Source organism: Streptomyces sp. NBC_01241, from assembly GCF_041435435.1.
Lineage (GTDB): Bacteria > Actinomycetota > Actinomycetes > Streptomycetales > Streptomycetaceae > Streptomyces.
In genome coordinates, this window is record NZ_CP108494.1 from 4,728,362 (window position 1) to 4,752,559 (window position 24,198).

Consider the following 24,198-nt stretch of genomic DNA (forward strand, 5'->3'; position numbering starts at 1 on the left):
GAACCCACGGATGCTGACGCCCTCCCCCGCGATCGAGTGGATCATGCATGCCCTCACGGGCATGAAGTGGCCACAGGCCAACGAGGACGAGCTCCGCAACGCAGCGGATCTCTACGACTCCGTGGGCAACGACTACAAGCAGCTCGACGACCAGCTCGTACAGCTGCTCCAGAGCATCCAGCAGAACTTCGAGGGCGACGCGGCCACCGCGTTCCTCAATCTGGGCCAGGTCATCGCGGGCGGCAAGGACTCGTTCCTCGATGCGGCGGCGGAGCAGTCCCAGCAAATGGCGAAGACCGCCCGGGACACCGCGACCCAGGCCGAGTACACGAAATGGATGATGCTCGCCCAGCTCATCGAGCTGCTGGCCGAGTTCATGTACGCCATGGCGTTCTCGTGGGTGCCCGGCTTCGGTGAGGCACTGCTGGAGGGGCTGAGCTGGCGCACGCTCTTCACCCGGGTGTTCCTCAAGATGCTGATCAAGGAGCTGCTCAAGAGGATCGCCCAGCACGTCGCCCTCGGGGTCGGCATGGGTATCGCGATGGACCGCATCATCCAGATGGTCCAGATAGGCCAGGGCAACCGGGACAAGTTCGACAACAAGCTGCTGCTGGACGCGATCAAGTTCGGCGCGATCCAGGGCCTGGTCACCGGGCCGCTCAGCCTGCTCGCCCCGGGGATCGGCAAGTGGCTGGGCAACAAGCTCGGCAAGGGTCTGTCGAAGCTCCTCACCACGGAGCTGAAGACGCTCTTCAAGACCCTGGAGAAGGTCGGGGGCAAGGGCGGAGCCAGTGACCTGGCCAAGAACGTGGCCAAGCTGCTGAGCGATCACGACCTCAGCCTCACCAAGGGCTTCACCAAGCTCGGTGGGAAGGAGGGCGCCAAGGCCACGGCCGACAACTTCATCAAGAACATGGGCAAGGAGTTCGCCAAGTCCCCCATCAACGGGCTGACGAAGGAGGAGTCCCGTCAGATCGGCAAGACCTGGGCCAAGACCGTCACCGAGCACTGGTCGGGCCCGACCAAGGGCGCGGCGGAAGCACTCAGCAAGGAACTCACCAAGGAACTGGGCAGCACGCTCGACAAGAACGCGCTGAAGGTGCTCGCCCACGACATGCCCCAGACCCTGATGCACATGGGTTTCCAGGGCAACAAGCGCTTCCGGCTGGGCATGGTCGGCAGTGGGCTGCTCGTGGAGTCCATAGGCCAGAACCTCGGTGAGGGTTTCTACAACCTGATCTACCAGGACGGCTTCTCCACGTCGTGGGACACCTTCGTCGCGGGCATGCTGACCGGCGGACTGAGTCACGGCGGACACGTCTATCTCGTCCATCCCGTCGTGCATGCCATGTCCCACCACTTCGACACCTCGGGGCTCGGCGGCGGGTTCGACAAGGGCCTGGACAAGAACTTCGACCTGGACCTGCCCAAGGGCCTGGACAAGAACGTAGCCGGGGACCTCGACGAACACCTCGATCATCTCGATGTGGAAGATGATCCCGATTACTTCAACATGAGCGACAGCGACACGGATTCGCTGTACAGCGACACCAGCACCGTCCACACGTCCCACGACCAGGTGACGCCGGTGAAGCCGGTGGCGACGACCTCCTCGGACTCGACGGTCCCTACGGGCAACCACACGAACGACGTTCAGCACACGAACACTTCGGACTTTTCGAACTCGCAGAACCAGTCCGAGAACCCGGTGGCACCGGTCGCTCCCGTCCCGCAGGTCGCACCGAACACTTCCGTGCCCCCACCCAACACGGCATCGACCACCTCGCCGAACCTGTCGTCCACGCACGCGTCGTCGCCCAACACCCCCCATGCAGCTTCCTCGCCCCGCCGTCCGAACCAGTCCCCCCTTCTGCCGAACAATGGCGAGGGCAGCAGCAACAACATCGAGCTGAAGCCCCTGCGTCGCCCGACTGCGACAGAGACCACTTCCACTTCCACCGACTTCGACGCGTCGCTCACGCCGAACAACGAGTCGGTCACGGCCCCGAAGCCGACGGCGAACAACGTCACGGAGACGGTCAACGAGACGGTTGATGCCAACGCGACGGTTTCGGAGACACCGCCCCCGCCGAAGCAGTTGCCCCACGACAACGTCGTCTCCACCGAGCACCGGGACAACTCGGGACTCGACACGGATCAGCTGCGGAACGACCAGTCCGACCAGAACTCCGCACAACAACAGCAACAACAACAGCAGCAGTCCGGCCACCACACCGATCAGCAGAACAACCAGCAGCCCAACCAGAACACCGACCAGCAGAACAACAGCCAGGCCAACGACCAGGCCAACAACCAGATCACCGAACAGACCAACCAGCAGACCAACGAAGAGAACCCGGGCGGCGACCCCGAGTACGACGACACCCTGACGCCCCCCGAGAACAACCCCAGAGACACCGCCGAGGGCTCCCCCCGTCCTCCCCTCTGGCAGCACGACGTGAGCCAGTACGTCAGGCCCAACCCCGAAACTCCCCGTCCCTCGACGAATCCGCTCCCCACCGGCTCCGCCGCAGGCCACAGCAGCACCAAGCTGCTTCAGCCGCGCGGGGACGTGAGCATCGGCAGCAAGCTCCACACGATGCTCAACACCAGGCTCGGCCGCGAGCGCGCCGACGCCGCCCTGGCCAAGCAGATCGATGACGCGCTGGCCCGGAACCCGAGCTCGTTCCTCGGCGAGGGCCGCCGCTTCGTGGCCAAGCACAGCGTCCCCAACTCCCTCAAGGCGAGCCTCACCAAGGCGAAGCGGACCGTGATGACCGTCACGGCCATTCCGTACGCCGACGTGTGGACCCACCATCCGGACTCCGAGGCCCGCGACCCGCACAAGCTGGACACGTCCCAGCAGTTCCAGCAGCAGACCGGCACGAACACCGGCACCTCCCGGGGCACCAACCTTCAGGTCAAGCTCAACACGGGGGCACTGCCGTCGACGACCCGTGTGGTGGTGGAGGTCGGCGCGAACGCCGCCCACAACCAGAAGCATGTCGTGGGCACCCATGACCAGCGTTCGTACCAGCGGGAGACGCGTACGACGGGTGGCAGTGAGTTCTTCCGGCAGGACGTGTACTACCGGGTCGAGTTCCACAGGGAGGGCGTGGAATCCTTCGGTACCGGCGTCAAGAACGGGATGACGACCCGGGTCTCCAAGGGTTCCGCCGTGCCGAAGGCGACGGAGCTGCGCGTCCCGAAGCACTTCACCCCGCAGCCCGACGCGCACCTCGGCTCACCGAGCACCGAGGGCTTCGGGCCGGTCAAGTCGCTCTTCGAGTGGGCCGTCCAGAGGATCGACGCCAAGCCGGGCACGCGCGAACACCAGCAGCTCAGCGACTACTTCTCCACGGAGCACTTCCACGGCATGGCCGACGAGCTGGCCCGCGGTCCGCTGCCACCGTTCGACGTGCGCAAGAGCAACGGCACGTCCGCAGGCCGCTTCGAGGTGGGCAAGGCGGAGTCCGGCCAGCACCATCTGATCGAGGTCGTGGACGACGCCGAGCTGCGCATCACGGATCAGATCACCGTGAAGAACGAGGTCCTGGTCCAGGACAACCGGCGTTACGTGGTGACCTTCTTCGGCGGCTCGCGGTTCGCCATCCCGACCGAGCACGCTCCGAACCTCTTCATGCAGCTCGGGCTCACCCTGCACTACAGCCACGACTCCAGCGAGGTCTCGCTCCAGGGCGGGAACGTGGGGCGCAAGATCACCGGCCGGGTGAAGGGCAGCCCGACGGCCCTCTACCTCCAGGAGATGAAGGTCCCCGTCACCATCGACGGCGTTTCGCACACCCTCGACACCTGGAGCCTCGTACGGCTGCCCGTACGCGAGGCGCGCGAGCGGGCGGGCTGGGACCCCGACATCCATACCCGTCCCGAGGGCAGCGAGCCGCCGCTGCCCGCGAGCTGGCGCAACGGCGACTACGACCTGACGCACACCAGGGCCACCGACCTCGTCATCGGCAACCGCCACTCCGACGATCCGGCGTCCCCGCACGTACTCGTCGACCAGGTGCTGGACTGGATCGGCCGGACGCACGGCGACTCGGTGCTGGTCGCCCCCCGCCCGGGTACGGACCGGGCCAACCTGCGCGGGCAGTGGAACAAGTTCACCCAGTACATCAGCGGTGAGCGGAGTCGGGCCGGGCAGAACACCCGCATCATCATGGCCAAGTTCGACGAGCGGAACCTCGCGGCCACGCTCAACGAACTGGCCCACGACGGGCTGTCGGTCAAGCTGTTCGGCCGCTCGCTCACCAAGCAGCGCTTCTTCGACCTGAACCTGAAGGTCGATCTCGACCCGCCGGTCTACCACGGCACCGACCGTGACGAGATGACCCGTCAGGCCATCAACGCCGGTGAACGCGTGGGCAATTCGCACAGCACCACACACACCTACGGGGCCCAGGTGGCCGCCACCCTGGAGTTGCGCTCCGGGGCGACGCTCCCGAACGGCACGCCGGAGCACATCGGTGTGCTGGGAGCCAAGGGCGGCGCGAACCGCCAGCACACCCGGAGCACCGGCAGCATGGGGACGGCCGGCCGCGAGGACGTGACGGCCACTCCGGCGGGGGTGCACTCCTACCGGGCGACCGGCACGTTGAGGGCCACGCTGGTGGGCGTGGACCAGTGGCACTCGCCGTACCGGGCCGTCACCCTCGGCCGGGCCAACCGCACGATCCACGGGCCGGCCACCGTGGGCGGCCACGGCGCCACACTCGGGGACTTCAGTGTGATGCTCCACCTGTCGGAGCAGCACGCGCCCAAGGTCGACCCGCACGCGGAGGGTGCGTTCAACCCGTACGCGACCGACCGGGAGACCACCTCCCGGGAGCTGCGGCCGGACGAGACCGAGGATCTGTGGGCGCCGTCGGAGTGGCAGCGCGGTGACTCGCTCAAGAACATCCCGGTGATGACCCTCTTCGTGCCGACGGACACGCACATCCAGTCGGCGGGCCCGCTGGTCGCGAACCGGGCCACCCGCGGCGAGTGGACGCTGACCACTCCGGGGACCAGCCAGCACGAGCGGATGAAGAACGCGTTCAGCTCGATGTCGCTGACCTCCGACGCCGACCAGGTGTTCTCCCCGACGGGCAAGCAGCTCAACGATGTACGCGCCCCCGGTTTCCTGTACGGCGCGACGGGCGACATCCGCCTCGTCGGACGGCGTGGGGAGCCGACCGCCGTGGGCGGCCCCGTCGATCTCAAGCCGGAGCAGAACCGGAGTCTGGACCTGGCGATCTCGGGGGGAGACGGCAAGGGCTGGGTGCTGTCGATCGACCTGAACGCGGGGCACTTCCCGGCGCAGCAGACGAATCCGCCCACCACGACGCGGTACGGCGTGGGCTACACCCCGTTCCAGCGCTCCACCATGACCTCGAAGGGCGCCGGCCGGACCACCGGACGGTCCGTCAATGTGGTCCCGGAGAACGGCTATTGGGTCCCGGTCACCACGGACGCGGAGTACCGCTTCGAGATGAGCAGCGACAAGCTCGGTGTCCTCACCCCGTTCCGCTCGGCGCTGCCCGCATGGACCGGGCAGCTGGTGAACAAGGCGAACGCCTGGCGCGGGCTGGTCTCCGAGCAGGCGGCGCACGCGCTGGGTCTGTTCCGGACCGGTGTCGACACGGTGCCCAGCCTCGCCACGGGAGCGGGCACCTGGTCGCACCCCTCATGGTTCAAGCAGAGCCCGCTCGGGGTCTTCCCGGTGTCGGCGCCGAACGGGACCGATGCGGGGCGGGCGCAGTTCAACCAGACGCTGCGCAATCTGCGGTTCACCCGCAACAGCCTGGAGTCCATCAGGACCCTGCTGTCCGAACGGCACGGGCAGGCCCTGGTCGAAGCCGGCATCCCGCAGCAGTACCGGGGCCGCGCCCCCTGGCGCGGTTTCAGCGACAGCCTCCCCTTCGGGGGCAAGAACTACCGGGTCACGGTGCAGCAGGTCCCCGGCACCCGGACGGTCAAGGACTTCGGCTTCGGCGATGTGGAGAACGGCCACTCCGTCGCCACCAGCAACAGCGCGTCCCGGGGCGTCAACCGCTCCAAGGGTGTCTCCGCGAACATCACCGAACGCATCACCGGGCCGAACGGTTCGACGGGCGGTCCACTGCTGAACGCCGGTGACTCGCAGGGTAAGAGCGCCTCCGAGAGCACCTCGCAGTCGGACACGGTGTCGCAGACCACGGTGCTCCCCGGCCCTGTCGCCACCGTCTCCACCTCGTACGACGTCGTGGTCACGATCGTGGACAACAAGGGCAACACCGTACTGACCCACACCTGGGAAGCGGGCAGTGCGGACAGCCAGGAGCCGCTGGCCCTGCTCAGGCCGGGCGGGGAGCGCGCGGGCGATGTGTACACGGTGCCGCCCCTCTCCGTGGACGTGTTGCCGTCGAGGAACGTGACTCCGGAGAACGTCGGTCGGCTCGTCACCGACCATGTGACCGGCGCCAAACGCCCCGAAGCACTGGTCCCCGGCAACGGGGTGCACTTCACGCGGGTGCTCGGCTCGGAGAATGTCGAGGCGCTGGCCCACATCACCCTGGCGAAGGCCCAGACCCCGCACCTCAACGGCGGTCACGCGGGCAAGGGGCCGGAGACCCACGGGGTGCTCACCGGTGATCAGTTGGTCCAGGCCCGTGCCAAGGCCGCGAACGCCAAGCTGCTGGCGCCCGGCAAGGGCGGCGGCGACACCCTGACGTCCGGCACCAACGAGCTGTCCCTGACCGGTTCGCTCATCGACGGTTCGGCGCTCGGCGAGAACGGCTACCAGCCGCTCGGCCTGGTCGACGACGCCCTCATCGGCGGCTCCACCGGATCCCTCCAACTCCACCCGTCCTTCGACCTGTCGGGGGCCAAGCTGCTGGCGACGGCCGACGTACGGATGGAGTACGCCACCGGCACCAGTGAGAGTCACGACGTCGGTGAGGGCGACTCCGACAGCAAGAACCGCGGGCTGGGCGGTGACGCCATCGGGGCCGACTCGCACAAGACGACGTACCGGATCACCCCGGTCATCGCGCCGGGCGTCAACTCGTCGGAGGAGTACAAGTTCAACGAGGCGACCGCCGCCAAGATCAATATGAAGCCGGACACCGGGCGGGCCTTCCTCTTCTCCGTACCCACGAAGTGGCTGGCCGTCGCCGGGGTGCACCGCCACTTCAAGGACAGCTCGGTCGGCCAGGTGGTAACGCGCGGGCTGAACTGGGAGGGCTACGACCCGCCGGGCGTCCAGGCCGGTACGGCGGACACCGAGGTACTCGCCTGGATCCGCGAGGACGTGGCCCGCGACCTGGGGCTCATCACCGACACGAACTTCCCCGAGAAGCTGTCCGGGCAGTGGGACGACGTGACCAAGGGGTGGAAGACGTGGAAGGCGAACCACGACGCGTACTGGAGCGCGTACCGCCCCCTGACCGACCTGGCGTTCGTGGTGAAGGACGCGCAGCACCGGCTGGACGTGGCGACCACCCCTGAGGCCCAACAGGCGGCGCAGCAGGCACTGGACGCGGCGCAGTCCGCACTGGACGCGGCACGGCAGACGGCCGGGCCGAAGCTGGAGGCGCTGGAGCAGAAGCTGAAGCTCGCGGGCGAGCACTACCACGCCCTGCGGTCGGCCGCCGATGCCCTCAACGACTGGCACCGGCTCCCGGAGAACGAACGCACGAGCACCGAGGCGCCCAAGGCGGTGGCGTACGACCCCACCGTGGAGCACGCCCACGGCGTGGAGAAGCCCGAACCCCCCGCTGCCACGTACACGGAGTTCACCGACGACCAGGGTGAACTCCTCGGCGTGGAGGACGTTTCCTCCGGCAAGGTCCACCCGGTCGGCCCGGTCTTCCACGACGGCAACGGCTTCTTCCACTCCCTCGCCGAGCACCTGGTCCGGATCGATCCGGACCTGCTGGCGCAGCAGGGCATCACCGTCCCGGAGAACCGTGACCTCACCGGTGTGGCGAACGACCTGCGTGCGCTGTTCGGGCAGACCCTCCGCGACGGCGGGGACAACCCCCTGGCGGACTACATCCACCCGGACCTCACCGACACGTTCGAGCGCGACGAGGTCAGCACGGCCGGGCTGGCGAACCTGCTGGACACGACGACGCCGCAGGGCAAGGAGTACACGGAGGGCAAGTGGATTCCGCACTCGGCGGGCGCCCCCACCGTGAACCACCGTGCGGTACTGACCCCGGAGCAGCGGACCGCGCTCGCCGCGTCGCAGACTCAACGGCCGCCCAACGAGAAGTCCGCGGCCAAGGACAGCGCAGGTGACCTGTACCCGCCGCTGGCCGCCCAGCTGTTCGGGGTGCCGGTGACGGTGCTGGTGGACGGCAGGCGCCATACGTTCATGCCCGACGGGAGCGAGGCGACGGGCCACGAGGGTGCCGATGGCGTCGAGCTGCTGCTGAAGGACGGCCACTACCGGCACGTCGATCAGACCGGGAACCTGAAGCCTCCGCAGGAAACGCCCTCCGACGAGGAATCCGAGCACAACTCGGTCTCGGACCACGACTCGCTGTCCGACCACGACTCGGTCTCGGACGACGGGTCCGACGTCGAGCCCGTGCCGGGCACGGCCCGCCCGGTACTCAAGGTGCCGGACGACGGCTACTCGCAGCTCACTTCGCTGCTGGTCAGCGCCCCCTCGGCGGTCGGGCCGAAGCTCCCTCACCTTGGCCAGAGACTGCGTTCCCTGGTCGACTCCCCGGACGAGCTGCGGGCCACCGCCTCGGCCGCGTCCGACGTCGAGCACCACCAGGACCTGCACACGCTGGTGCTCGGCATGAAGGAGGCCGTGCACGCCCATGTGGTGGAGCTGGGCGCCCGCGGGCTCGCCATCCGGATGCCCCACCTCGTCCCGCAGTTCACCCAGGGCAACCGACGCTCCATGCACCGGGCCGTGAACCTCATGTTCAAGGAGGTGAAGACGGCCGTCGCCGCGTGGGAACACAGCGGGGACTCCCCCTGGTCCCAGAGCTTCCTGCCGCTGCTGGCCGATACCTTCGGGGTGGACCTCACCGTGCACACCCCGCCGTCCGGCGGTAACCCCGGCGGGTCGGACCGGTTCCGGCCCCCGCCCGGGGGTGGTGCACCGCTCTCCGTACACCTTCAGCAGAACGGCTCGCACTTCGACGGGACGACGGAGCCGACCGCCCGTCCGCGGACCGAATCGTTCCGTGTCCCGAGCGCCTCGCCGAACGCCCCGCTCCACACGCGGCACACCGGCCCGCTGGAGGCCCCGGCACCCGTTCCCCTGCACAAGCCTGCCGCCACGCCCACGCTCACCGCCGACTACTCCGTCGTCGAAATCCCCCCGCACCGCTCGGCCACGGCCCCCCAACCGGTCGCCGACGTCAGTTCGCTGGGCACGGCCGAGATCCTGCCGCCCAGTGACCGGACCATGGACGAAGGCGGAGCCGCCGCGTCCGTCTGGGAGCGCGGGTTCGCCGTGGAGCGCACCCTGCTCAGCGACGGCAGTGTGCGCTCCGACGTCACGGTGCGCATCCATCTGGACCTCCAGCAGGGCGCCACCGCGAACCACGTCGCGAACGCCAAGGAGATGGCGAAGCGCGGCATCGACAAGTACTACAACGACCCGAAGCACCGTCTCCCGAACGGTGATCTGCTCCAGCTGAAGCTGGAGTTCGTCTTCGATCCCGCAGACGCGCACCGAAAGGTGAAGCTGCACCCGGACCCGGACGGCACGGGCCGCGACAACAGCGCCACCTGGTACGTCTCGGAGGGCGGGGCGGGCTCGATCGACAAGTCGTACGTCATCGCGCACGAGACCGGCCACCTCCTCGGCTTCCAGGACCAGTACCGCGAGGCCAAGCAGGACAATCCGTTCCGGCCGGTGTACGACGACCACTCGCTGATGTCCGGATACGGCATCGACGACGCGGGACTCGTGCAGTTCGACATGGACCACATGACGTCCGACCACACCCTCTCGCCGTCACTGCGGATCACGCCGCGGGATCTGCTGCTGCTCTCCACGGCCGTCGACGCCGCCTGGTCACACACTCCAGGCGCGGGCGCGGCCCCGCACGACAAGGCCAGGGCGCACATCCCGCTCGACGTACGGGAACGGGTGCTGCGCGGCAATGCCCGCACCGGCGCCGACGGCCTGCTCGCCCCGCGCGGCCCGTCCGGGCGCTTCCGCCCCGAAGCCACCGGACCGGTCAACCCCAATGGCACCTACCGGGCGGGCAAGCGCCCCGACGGCACGGACCAGACGATGTTCCCGGACCACTGGAGCCCCGACGAGGTCCTCCACGCCACCCGCCAGGTCTACCTCGACCACGTCCGCAAGAACACCCTGATCCCCGACAGCGAACGCTCCGGACGCCAGAACTTCGACGGTGTCTACCAGGGCGTACGCATCAAGGGCACCGCCGACACCACCGGCACCATCCTCGACTTCGCCCCCCACCCCGACCAGACCGGTCTCCTGCCGCCCACCCACCTCGAACCGCCACCGCCCCGCGAGCTCACCGACGAACCCGCGTTCAGCGACGCCTCCATGCGCTTCATGCTGCGCGGCGACGTCCCGACGCTGACCGGGGTGCAGTACGCGCACAGCGAGGACCGGCGCGAGCTGGCCCAGACGGACCGCGGAATCATCTTCGAGAAGCTGTCGGACCCCGATTTCAACGGCGTGCGCCGGGCCGAGGTGTGGTTCCGGAACCCGCCGACGGGACCCGGGCCGAAGACTCTGAAGGTCGGCGACGGCGACTCGCCCGACGGGGTCGGCCAGGACGGCTGGGGCACCAATCCGCGGATGCTGTTCCCCGAGGAGTGGGCCCCCGGTGATCTGCGCGAGGCCGTACGGGACGCACACAACAACGCCCTGGCCAATGGCCTCTTCGAGGTGCTGCCCGACGGCGGCTACCTGTGGGAGGGCTCGGCGGGCGGCGTCCGGATGCAGGGCGTCGTGAAGGACGGCACACACCGCTGGTTCCGTCCGACCCGCTTCCAGCCGCACCCGGAGTGGGACGCGCACGACATCGCGGCGACCACCTCCGAGACCCCGATGACGTTCACCAGGGCGTCCGGCGGGCTTGCCGAATTCCGTGCGTCGCACGTGGTGTTCACCAACGGCGACCGCGGGCTGAACCTCACCCGGGTCGTCCGGTATTCGAGGGGCATGGACCCGGGGGCCCTCGCCGAACTGCGCGAGAAGCTGTCCGACGTACAGGATCACATCGACGACACCTACAACACCGGCGAAGAGAGCAAGGAGAACGGCCGGCTCCCCAAGACCCGGTTCACCGTGGAGCTCCGGCCGACGAGCAGGAACAACCCGTCGGAGGACGGCGCCGACATCGGAACGCTGTCCCTGCACAGCTCCGAAGACGCCGCGGCCCGGTTGCTGGGCTTCGACGTGGACCCGGACGCGGGCCGCCAGGACCTCGTACGCCAGGTCCTCGAACACCGGCGCCCGACGCCCCAGTCCACCCACTCCTGGAATCCCCCGAACCAGCAGCAGGGCGGGACACCGAACCCGCTGCTCACGGCGGACGTCGAAGCCGCACTGCGCCGCAACACGCACGCCGGGCTCTTCGACGAACCCGGTGTACTGGAACTGCTGGCCGCCCGCCGCTCCCAGGACCACGCCCCGCACGTCACCAAGGAATCGACCGAGGCAGCGCTCGCCGCCCTCACCGAGGACGAATTCGCGCCCGGCTACACCCGGACCCCGGACGACCAGCTCCCGGACGGCTGGACCCCGGACCGGCTGCGACTGGCCGCACTGCGGGCAGCCCGCAGCAGCGCACCACGCACCCCCGACCTCCACCAGCCGGGCACCCTCACCATCGTCACCACGCCCGAACCGGGCGTACAGCTCACCACCCGCGTCAGCAGCACCTCGCTGCTCGTCCTCGGCGCCGAGATCGTCAGGGTGCCGCAGCCGGCAGCCCCGGCCGGGCATCCGCAGGCCCCGGCCCCCCAGCCGGGCAACCACGCCCCGGTCGACCTGAACAGCAACGTCACCCCGGTCAACCCGGTCCATCTGGCCGCCATATCAGGGGCGTTGGGCCTGCACCCCACATATCTGCGCAGCGTCCTACCCGTACTCCACCAGTCCGCCACGCCGAGCGAGGCGCTGCACACCCTGCAGACGCTGGCGACGCGGCTCGACGCGGGACCGCAGCTGGGCGAGTTCGTCCGGCGGATGTCGGAACTCGGGGTCTCCGCCGACGACTGGTGGGACCTGTCGACCTTCCAGCACAGCCAGGGCGACAGCATGCGCAGCCTGCTGGGCCCGGATCTGCAGCAGAGCCAGCAGCGCATCGACGAGTGGCAGCGCACCGAGGTGGTGGACACCGACGCAGTCACCGACGCCACCGCACACGAGCTGGGCGTGCATCCGCTCGCCCTCACCCGGCTCGCCGACGCCCTTCGGCTGTACTCCCCTTCGGACATCACCCGGCTGAACATGGACGCCGACTTCTGGCAGCGCCCCGCCACCCCCGAGGAACTGGCGCTGGAGTATGTGGCCGGGCACCGCACGGAGATCGAGGAGCTCCGCGCCGAGATCGACCGGGAGCGGTTCGACGAGATCACCGACGACCTCCTCGGCGAGGACCGTAACGAGACCGGCGATCCCGACCTCGACTACCACGGCTTCCTGCACTGGAGCAGGATGTCCCTCGAAGGTCTGCGGCACTTCACCGCAGCCGAGCTGGACTTCCTGATCGGCAACTGGTCGGCGGTCAGGGACATCGTGCCGCCACCGCCCAACTTCGATCTCGCTGACCACCGGAGCGAGCTGTACGAGGTGGAACACCAGCGCAACATGGCCGAGTTCGCGGTCATCAGGGCGAACCGGGCCCAGGACCCGGTGGCGCTCAGCAGCGCGCAGGAACGCCTGGCTCAGCTGGATCCCTACGTCACGGACCACCGCGCCCAGGTGCAGCAGCGGCTCGCCCAGCTGTGGTCCGAGAACCCCATGACCCCCGCCACTCCGGGCGCGCAGACCCCTTCCTCCCACCAGGCCACGCCGACGCACACGGTCTTCGACGAGGACATCGTGATGGGCGAGGACGCCCCGGTGGACCCGGACGGGGACATCGTGATGACCCCGAGCCCGCACCGGCCCCACTCGTCCCCGCATCTCCCCACCCCGCACGGGACCACTGCACCCGTCCACGCCCCGACACCCGGCGTCGACTACTCCGTCGTCGAGATCCCCCCACGCCCCTCCGCCTCGGTCCCCCGCCCCGAAATTTCGCTGGGCACGGCCGAGATCGAGCGGCCCAGTATGCGGACCATGGTGAAGGGCGGGGCCGCCGCGTCCGTCTGGGAGCGCGGGTTCGCCGTCGAACGCACCAAGCTGAGCGACGGTAGTGTGCGCTCCGACATCACGGTCCGTATCCACCTGGACCGCCAGCCCGGTACCAATGAGAAACACGTCGCGAACGCCAAGGCCATGGCGAAGCGCGGCATCGACACCTACTACAACGACCCCAAACACCGTCTCCCCAACGGTGATCTCCTGCACGTGGAGCTGGAGTTCGTCGGCAACCCCGCGCAGGCACACCGCAAGGTGGCACTGCATCCGGACCTGGACGGCACGGGCCGCGACAACAGCGCCACCTGGTACGTCTCGGAGGGCGGGGCGGGCTCAGCCGACAAGTCACACGTCATCGCGCACGAGACCGGCCATCTCCTCGGCTTCCAGGACCAGTACCGCGAGGCCAGGACAGGCCGTCCGCTCCGGCCGGTGCACGACGACCACTCGCTGATGTCCGGATACGGCACCGACGACGCGGGACTCATCCAGTTCAGCATGGACCACGGGATCTACCCCGCCCACCCCCTCTCGCCGACGCTGCGGATCGTGCCGCGGGACCTGCTGCTGCTCTCCACCGCGGTCGACACCGCCTGGTCGCACGCCCCCGGCGTGGGCGCGGGACCGCTCGACAAGGCCAGGGCACACATCCCGCTCGAAGTACGGGACCGAGTCCTGCGCGGCAACGCCACCACCGGCGCCACCGGCCTCCTCGCCCCACGCGGTCCCTCGGGACGCGTACGCCCTGAGCCCACCACACCACGCAACCCCAACGGCACCTACCGGGCGGGCAAACGCCCCGACGGCAGCGACCAGACGATGTTCCCCGACCACTGGAGCCCCGAAGAAGTCCTGCACGCCACCCGCCAGGTCTACCTCGAACACGTCAGGACCAACAGCCTGACCACCGACCGCAAACGCTCGAACCGCCTGACCTTCGACGGCGTCTACCAAGGCGTCCGCATCAAGGGCACCGCCGGCACCGCCGGCACCATCATCGACTTCGCCCCCCACCCCGACCAGAGCGGGCTGCTGCCCCCCACCCACCTCAAACCGCCGGCACCCCGCAAGCTGTCCGACGAACCCGCGTTCGGGGACGTCGCCACGCGCTTCCTGACCTACGGCTCCACCGCTGACAGAACCGGCGTCCACTACACGCTGCCCGGCCCGAACGGGGCCCTCGCGCAGAACCAGCACGGCGTCTTCATCGAACCGCTGTGGCCCGCGCACCCGAACGGCACCCAGTGGGCCACCGTCTGGTTCAAGGACCCGAACCTGCGGGAGCAGACGGTACGGGCCCTCGCCAACGGCGCCCCGCCGCCGCCCGCATTGCATCGCGGTGACCGGGAGAGCGACGCCATGGTCGGCGTCGACGGCGAGGTGGCCACCCCCCATCTGCTCTTCCCCTCCGACTGGTCGACGCACCAGCTCTTGGACTCGATCGTCGAGGCCCACCGCAACGCGCGCGGCAACGGTTCATGGGTGGAGGTCCCGGAGGGCGGCTACCTCTGGGAGGGCGTGCACGACGGCGTACGCATGCACGGCCACGTCCGCGACGGCGAACACCTGTGGGCCCGGCCCTCGACGGACCAACCACCATCCCCGGACCACTCGTCCAAGGTGTTCGCGGTCACCGCCCCGGTAGATTTCGAGATGCCCAGACCGGGCACCACACCGGCACCGTTCCGTGTCCAGCGGGTAATCCACCTGGACGGCTCCTTGGGGATGCGCATCACCCGGGTGCTGTCGCATCCGGCGTTGTCCCCGGAGCAGAGTAACGAACTGGCCGGGCCGCTGCGCGAGGTAAAGCTGCAAGTAGGCGCCGAACTCAACCGGCCCGACCCACGCGCACACCGCGAACTGAGCCTTATCACCTTTGACGTGGAGCTTTCGCCGACGGACGACCCGGCGATGACCGAGTACAGCCCGGAGCTGTCGAACATCGCGACGGACTTCTTCAATCCGAACATGGTGCAGGACCTGATGGTGCTCGACCTCAACGACCAGGAGGCCGTGAACACCTTCCTGCGCAAGGCCGCCGACCGGCTGCCGCCGGTGTCGGAGCTACCGGCCGGCTGGCAGGGCCCGCAGGGGCAGCCGCACCACGAGCAGGACCCGGCCTGGAAGTCGGACGTGACGACTTCGGTCCGCCGCAACACCCTGGCCGGACTGCTCGACGAGCCCGGAGTCAAGGCGTTGTTGGCGCAGCACCGAGGCCAGGAACCGCCCAGCCCGCTCACGAACACAGACACCAACACCACCGACACGAGCGCAGACACACACACCGTCGGCGCGGGCGCGGGTGCAGGCACACACACCGACCGCATGGCCGCGGTGGCCGGCGCCCTCGGACTGCAACCCTCCGACCTCACCAGCATCGAGAGCGCCCTGAAGGGCTCCGCCCTCATCCGCCCGGCCCTCGACGCACTCAACCAGCTGGCGGCCCGACTGGATGCCGGGCCCACAGGCCCCTTCGTGAAGCGGATGACAGAACTCAATGTGCCGCTCTCCGAGTGGTGGGACTTCTCCTCGTATCTGCACACCAAGATGGGCTCGATGTCCGACATGGTCGCCCTGGACCGGACATGGGTCCAGCCGGTGCTCGACGACTCACGCGCCCATCCAGTGCCGAACGTCTCGGCCGAGACGTCGGCCCAGGCGCACGCGCTGGGCGTGCATCCGCGCTATCTCACGCGGTTGGCCGACGCCCTCAAAGTAGGCCCGGAAGACGTCGCCCTCCTGGGCAAGCGCAAGCCTTTCTGGCAGCAACCCCTGTCACCCGAGACCCTGGGACAGAAGCTCCGAGCCGAACTCGACAGCGAGCGCGAAAAGCGGGAAGACGCCCGCCTCGCCCGTGACCACAGACGCTTCGACGACGCCGCCGACGAGCTGCTGGGCAGCCGATCCACCCGCACCGAGGAGGAGTTCCGCTCCTTCATGCACTGGTCCACGGTCGCGCACCTGGGCCTGGACGTCCTCCCGGATCAGCGACTGCGAGAGTTGGTGGGGCACTGGCGTCTGGAAACGAATGACGGCACCGACCCGGTGCCCGCGGACTTCGATCCGCGCAAGGCGGGGAAGCCCCAGGCCGAGCTGCTCCATATGGTGGCACTCGCCCATCGGTCGGGACCGCTACCCCAAAAACTGGAGAAGGCCCTGGCCAGGCGCGACGCGGACATCAAGGCCCAGTTGACGCTGCTGGACTTGTGGCACGAGGGGGACGTGCATCAGGACGACGGCCCGCCCGTGACACTGCCCACGGCCCCGAACCCCGCCCAGTCGTCCTCCACTCAGCAGCACGCCTCGCCGAACGTCCCTCTCCACACGCCGCACGCCAGCCCGCACAGGGTCCCGGCACCCACGCCCACGCTCATGCCCGCCGCCGACCACCCCGTCACCGATGTCCCCACGCCCACGCTCACCCCCGCCGTCGACTACTCCGTCGCCCCGCTCCCCCCGGCCCCGCGCCCCAGGCCGGTCACCGACGTCCGTTCGCTGGGCACAGCCGAGATCCGGCGGCCCAGCCGCCTGACGCAGAGGCTGGGCGGGGCCGCCGCGTCCGTCTGGGAGCGCGCGTTCGCCGTCGAGCGCACCGAACTCAGCGACGGCAGTGTGCGCTCCGACATCACGGTCCGCATCCATCTGAACCCCCAGCCCGGCGCCAACGAGAACCACGTCGCGAACGCCAAGGAGATGGCGCAGCGCGGCGTCGACAAGTACTTCAACGTCCCGAACCACCGTCTCCCGAACGGTGATCTGCTGCGGGTCAGGCTGGAGTTCGTCGACAATCCCGCACAGGCGCACCGACGGGTGCGGTTGCACCCGGACCCGGACGGCACGGGCCGCGACGACAGCGCCACCTGGTACGTCTCGGACGACGGTGAGGACGGTGAGGACAAGTCGTACGTCATCGCGCACGAGACCGGCCACCTCCTCGGCTTCCAGGACCACTACCGCGAGGCCGAGCCGGGCGAGCCGTTCCGGCCGGTGTACGACGACCATTCGCTGATGTCCGGTTACGGCATCGACGACGCGGGACGCGTGCAGTTCGACATGGACTACATGGGCCCCTCCCAGCAGATCTCTCCGACGCTGCGCGTCGCGCCGCGGGATCTCCTGCTGCTCTCCACGGCGGTCGACGCCGCCTGGTCGCGTACTCCGGGCGCAGGGGCGGGCCCGCACGACAACGTCAGGGTGCACATCCCGCTCGACGTACGGGAACGGGTCCTGCGCGGCAATGCCCGCACCGGCTCCAACGGTCTGCTCGCCCCGCGCGGCCCCTCCGGGCGCTTCCGCCCCGAAGCCACCGGACCGCTGAACCCGAACGGCACCTACCGGGCGGGCAAGCGCCCCGACGGCACCGTCCAGACGATGTTCCCGGACCACTGGAGCCCCGACGAGGTCCTTCACGCCACCCGCCAGGTCTACCTCGACCACGTCAGGACCGGCAGCCTGACGACGGACAGAAGGCGCTCGGGCCGCCAGACCTTCGACGGTGTCTACCAGGGCGTACGCATCAAGTGCACCGCCGACACCACCGGCACCATCCTCGACTTCGCCCCCCACCCCGACCAGAGCGGCCTGCAGCCGCCCACCCACCTCGAACCGCCGCCGCCCCGCGAGCTGTCCGACGAACCCGCGTTCAGCGAGACGTCGATGCGGTTCGTGCTGCGCGGCGACCCCTCCACGCTCACCGGGGTGCAGTACGCCCACAGCAAGGACCGGCGCGAGCTGGCCCAGACGGACCGCGGCATCCGCTTCGACAAGCTGTCGGACCCCGATTTCAACGGCGTGCGCCGGGCCGAAGTGTGGTTCCGGAACCCGCCGACGGGACCGGGAAGGGCGATCCTGAAGATCGGCCAGGGCGACTCGCCCGAGGTGATCACTCATGACGGTCTCGGCAGCCATCCGCGGACGCTGTTCCCGGAGGTGTGGACCGCCGGTGATCTGCGCGAGGCCGTACGGGACGCACACAACAACGCCCTGGCCAACGGCCTCTTCGAAGTGCTGCCCGACGGCGGCTACCTGTGGGAGGGCTCGGCCGGCGGCGTCCGGATGCAGGGGGTCGTGAAGGACGGCGAGCACCGCTGGTTCCGTCCGACCCGCTTCCAGCCGCACCCGGAGTGGCACGCCGAGGACATCGCGGCGACCACCTCCGAGACCCCGGTGACCTACGCCAGGGCGTCCGGCGGGCTCGCCGACTTCCGGGTATCGCACGTCGTGTTCGCCAACGGCGACCGCGGGCTGAACCTCACCCGGATCGTCCATTACCCGCGGGGCATGGACCCGCTGGCCCTCGCCGAACTGCGCGAGAAGCTGTCCGACGTACAGGATCACATCGACGACACCTACAACTCCCCGGAAGAGGCCAACGAGAACGGCCGGCTGCCCAAGACCCGGTTCACCGTGGAGCTGCGCCCGACGAAGCGGCCCGGCCAGCGGGAGGACGGCGCGGACATCGGAGCGCTGTCCACGCAGAGCGCCGAGGACGCGGCGGCCCAGCTGCTGGGCTTCGACGTGGACCCGGACGCGGGCCGCCAGGACCTCGTACGCCAGGTCCTCGAACACCGGCGCCCGGTACCGCAGTCCACCGACTCCTGGGACGCCCCGCACGAGCAGGGCGGAACGCCGAACCCGCTGCTCACGTCGGACGTCGAAGCCGCGCTGCGCCGCAACACGCACGCCGGGCTCTTCGACGAGCCGGGTGTGCTGGAACTGCTGGCCGCCCGCCGGTCCCAGGACCACGCCCCGCACGTCACCAAGGAATCGACCGAAGCGGCGCTGGCGGCCCTTACCGAGGACGAATTCGCGCCCGACTACACCCACACCCCGGACGACCAGCTCCCGGACGGCTGGACCCCGGACCGACTGCGACTCGCCGCACTGCGGGCAGCCCGCAGCAGCGCACCACGCACCCCCGACCTCCACCAGCCGGGCACCCTCACCCTCGTCACCACGCCCGAACCGGGCATGCAGCTCACCACCCGCATCGACAGCACCTCGCTGCTCGTCCTCGGCGCCGAGATCGTCAGGCTGCCGCAGCCGACGGCCCCGGCCGGACACACCCAGGCCCCGGGCACGCACCCGAACGATCCGATCACACCCGTCCCGCCCGTCACACCCGTCAGTCCGATCGGCTCGGTCACCCACGTCAATCCGGTCCATCTGGACGCTGTTTCACGGGCCTTGGGCCTGACCCCCGCGCAACTGCACAGCGCCCTGCCCGTACTGCACCATGCCGCCACTCCGAGCGAAGCACTGCACGCCCTGGAGACGCTGGCGAAGCGGGTCGGCTCGGGACCGCAGGTGGGCAGGTTCGTCCGGCGGATGTCGGAACTCCAGGTTCCCGCAGCCGACTGGTGGGATCTGTCGAGCTACCTGACCGGCCGGGGCGAGAGCATGCTGCACGTGCTCGGCCCGTACACCCCGGAGGTCCAGCGGCGGATCGACGAGTGGCGGCTCAGCGATGTGACCCACACCGACGAGTCCACCAGAACCACCGCACACGAGCTGGGCGTGCATCCGCTCGCCCTCACCCGGATCGCCAGGGCCGTCCGGCTGCCCAGCCCTTCGGACGTCACCCGGCTCACTGTGGACGCCGACTTCTGGCAGCGCCCCGTTCCCCCCGAAGAGCTGGCGCTGGAGTATCTGGTCGGGCACCGCACGGAGATCGAGAACCTCCGCGCCGCGATCGACCGGGACCGGTTCGACGAGGTCGCCGACGACGTCCTCGGCCCGGAACGACACGACATGGGCGAGAGCGACCTCGACTACCACCGCTTCCTGTACTGGACCGGGGTGGCCCACGAGGGTCTGCGGCCCTTCAGCGCAATCGAGTTGGACTTCCTGGTCGGCAACTGGGCGCCGTACCGGGACACCGGGCCACAGCCGCCGCCCGGCTTCGACCCCGCCCTCTACCGGAGGCATCTGGACGAGCTGGAGCACCGGCGGAACCTGGCCAAGTTCGCGGCCGTCGAAGCGGGCCGGGCCAGAGACCGGACGGCGCTCGACAGGGCGCGCGCCACCCTGAACCAGCTGCACCCCTACGTCACGAGGCACCGCGCCGACCTGCGGCTGCGGCTCGCCCAGCTGTGGTCGCAGAACCCCATGACCCCGGCCACTCCGGGCGCACAGACGCCTCCCGCCACTCCGGGCGCACCGACGCCTCCCGCGCAACCGGCCGCACCGACGCACCCGGTCGCCGACGAGGACATCGTGATGGGCGAGGACGCCCCGGTGGACCCGGACGGGGACATCGTGATGACCCCGAGCCCGCGCCTGCTCCACCAGTCCCCGCCCAACGTCCCCCCGCAGAGCAACTCGCACGTCGACGGGACGACGGAGCCGCCCCTCATCGAGCCGAACTCCTCGCCGAGCACCCCGCTCCACACGCAGCAGACCGGCCCGCAGGAGCCCCCGGTTCCCACCCTCACACCCACGCTCACGCCCGCCGCCAAGTACGCCGTCGTCGAACTTCCCCCGGCTCCCCTTCCCAAGCCGGTCATCGACGTCAAGCCGCTGGGCAAGGCCGAGATTCTCCCGCCCAGTGCCCGGAGCAGGGCAAGGGGCGGGGCCGCCGCGTCCGTCTGGGAGCGCGCCTTCGCCGTCGAGCGCACCGAGCTCAGCGACGGCAGTGTGCGCTCCGACATCACGGTCCGCGTCTATCTGGACGTGCAGCCGGGCGCCACCCCGAACCACGTCGCGAACGCCAAGGAGATGGCGAAGCGCGGCATCGACACGTACTACAACGCCCCGAACCACCGGCTGTCGAACGGTGATCTGCTGCGGGTGAAGATGGAGTTCGTCGACGATCCCGCACAGGCGCACCGCAAGGTGCGGCTGCACCCGGACCTGGACGGCACGGGCCGCGACAACAGCGGCACCTGGTACGTCTCGGAGGGCGGAAAGAACGCGAAGGACAAGTCGTACGTCATCGCGCACGAGACCGGCCACCTCCTCGGCTTCCAGGACCAGTACCGCGAGGCCAAGGAGGGCCGTCCGCCCCGGCCGGTGCACGACGACCACTCGCTGATGTCCGGATACGGCATCGACGAATCGGGACTCATCCAGTTCGACATGGACCACATGGCCTCCTCCGGGCGGCTCTCGCCGACGCTGCGGATCGTGCCGCGGGATCTGCTGCTGCTCTCCACGGCCGTCGACACCGCCTGGTCGCACGCCCCCGGCGTGGGCGCGGGCCCGCACGACAAGGCCAGGGTGCACATCCCGCTCGACGTACGGGAACAGGTGCTGCGCGGCAACACCCGCACCGGCGCCAACGGCCTCCTCGCCCCGCGCGGCCCGTCCGGACGCTTCCGCCCCGAACCCACCGGGCCGCGCAACCCCAACGGCACGTACCAGGCGGGCAAACGCCCCGACGGCACGGACCAGACGATGTTCCCGGACCACTGGAGCCCCGAAGAAGTCCTGCACGCCACCCGCCAGGTCTACCTCGACCACGTCAGGACCGGCAGTCTGACGGCGGACAGAAAACGCTCGGGCCGCCAGACCTTCGACGGTGTCTACCAGGGCGTACGCATCAAGGGCACCGCCGACACCACCGGCACCCTCACCGACTTCGCCCCGCACCCCGACCAGAGCGGCCTGCAGCCGCCCACCCACCTCGAACCGCCACCACCCCGCGAGCCCACCGACGAACCCGCGATCGGGGACGTCGCGCTGCGCTTCGTGACGTACGGCTCCACCCACGACAGGACCGGCGTCCACTACGCGCTGCCCGGGACGGCAGGGGCCCGCGCGCAGGACGGCCAGGGCGTCCTGATCAACCCGCTGTGGACCGCGCACCCGAACGGCACCCAGTGGGCCACGGTCTGGTTCAGGGACCCGAACCTGCGGGGGCGGACGGCACAGGCTGCCGCCAAGGGCACCCCGCCCCCTCCCGAATGGCAGCTCGGCGACCGGGAGAGCGGGACCGTGGTCGGCGCCGACGGCACGACGGGCACCGGCCAACTGCTCTTCCCCGACCGCTGGTCGACGTCCTATCTCCGGAACGCGATTGTCGTGGCCCACCGCAACGCGCGCGGCTCCGGTTCATGGGTGGAGGTCCCGGAGGGCGGCTATCTGTGGGAGGGCGTGCACGACGGCGTACGGATGCACGGACACGTCCGCGACGGCGAGCAGCTGTGGGTCCGGCCCTCCTCGTACCAGCCACCGCTCCGGCACAGCTCACCCGAGATACTCGCGGTCACCGCTTCCATGGAATACGGCGCGCCCAAACCGGATGGCACGACGGCGCTGTTCAGTATCCAGCGGGTGATCCACAAGGACGGCACCCTGGGGATGCGCGTCACCCGGGTCCTGCCGCATCCGGAACTGGTCCCGGAGCAGCGCAGCCGGCTGGTCGACCAGCAGCTGCCGGGGGTACGTGAGCAGCTGGCCGCCGAATTCAGTTGTCCTGACCCGCTCCAACGCCGCGAACTGAGCGGGGTCACCTTCGACGTGGAACTGTCGCCGGTGGACACCCCGGCGATGAAGCTCACGCGCCGCTCAGAACTGTTCCAAATCATGATGGACAACTCGGACACGAGCACCCTGACAGACCTGATGACGGTCGACCCCACCGACCAGTCGAGTCTGAAAAACCTCCTGCTCGGCATGGCCGAGCAACTGCCGCCGGTACCGCAGACACTGGCCGACTGGCAGGGCCCGCAGGGGCAGCCGCACCACGAGCAGGACCCGGTCTGGAAGTCGGACGTGACGACTTCGGTGCGCCGCACCCGGGCCGAGCTGCTCGACGAGCCGGGCGTAAGGGAGTTGTTGGCGCAGCACCGAAACCAGGAGCCGCCCGTCCCGCTCACGAACGCGAACGCGAACACGCATACGGGCGGGAACGAGAACACGGGCACCGGCACCGGCACCGGCCGCACGGCCGCGGCGGCCGACGCCCTCGGACTGGGCCCCTCCGATCTCACCAGCATCGAGGTCGTCCTGCAGGGCTCGGCCCCGCTCCGCCCGGCCCTTGACGCACTCGACCAGCTGGCCGCCCGGCTGGAGGCCGGGGACACGGGCGCGCTCGTCCGGCGGATGTCGGAACTCGGGTCGCCGCTCTCCGAGTGGTGGCACTTCTCGTCGTATCTGCACACCAAGCGTGGCCTGATGTCCGACGTGGTCAGCATGGACCTGGCCGGGGCCCGGAAGCTGCTCAATGACTCGCGCACCCATCCACTGCCGCCCATCCCGCACAAGACGGAGGACCAGGCCTACGCGCTGGGCGTACACCCGAGCTACCTGCAACGCTTGGCGGACGCCCTTCAGGTGCGCCCGGAGGACGTCAACAAGCTGGGTGAGGACAAGTCCTTCTGGCAGCAACCCCTTTCACCCGAGACCGTGGGGCAGAACTACCGGAACAGCGAGCGCGAAAAACAGGAGGACATCCGCCTCGCCCGCGACCACACACGATTCGACACCCTCGCCAACGAACTGCTGGGCAGCGAACCCACCCGCACGGAGCAGAGATTCCGCTCCTTCATGCACTGGTCCAAGGAGGCGCAGCACCTGGGCCTCGACGTCTTCACGGATCAGCGCCTGCGGGAGTTGGCGGAGCACTGGCGTAAGGAGACGAAGGACGGCACCGACCAGGTGCCCGCGGACTTCGACCCGCGCAAGAATGGGAAATTCCAGGCCGATCTGTTCCTTACGGTGGAACTCGCCAAGCGGTCGGGGCCACTACCCCAAAAACTGGCGGAGGAACTGGCCCTCTACAAGCAGTTCGTCCAGCACCAGCTGACGCAGCTGGACAGGCAGTACAAGGGGGGCGTGTTCCGGGAGGAAGGCCCACCCGCGACACTGTCCTCACAGATCTTCGCCACGCTGTCCGGCACGGACGACTGACACACACGACCGACGCGTATGACCGACGCGCACGACCGACGCAC

At 69.4% G+C, this 24,198-nt stretch carries 1 protein-coding gene; it reads left to right on the top strand.

What is annotated here, in order from left to right; translation table 11 throughout:
- Positions 1-10: 10 nt before the first annotated feature.
- Positions 11-24,154, top strand: coding sequence for an EndoU domain-containing protein (locus OG306_RS21180; protein ID WP_371665559.1), 24,144 nt, complete (start codon positions 11-13; stop codon positions 24,152-24,154).
- Positions 24,155-24,198: the final 44 nt, after the last annotated feature.

What these genes read in the sequence shown, in the direction of transcription:
- OG306_RS21180 (WP_371665559.1), top strand. Translation starts at nt 11, where the DNA reads ATGCTGACGCCCTCCCCCGCGATCGAGTGGATCATGCATGCCCTCACG.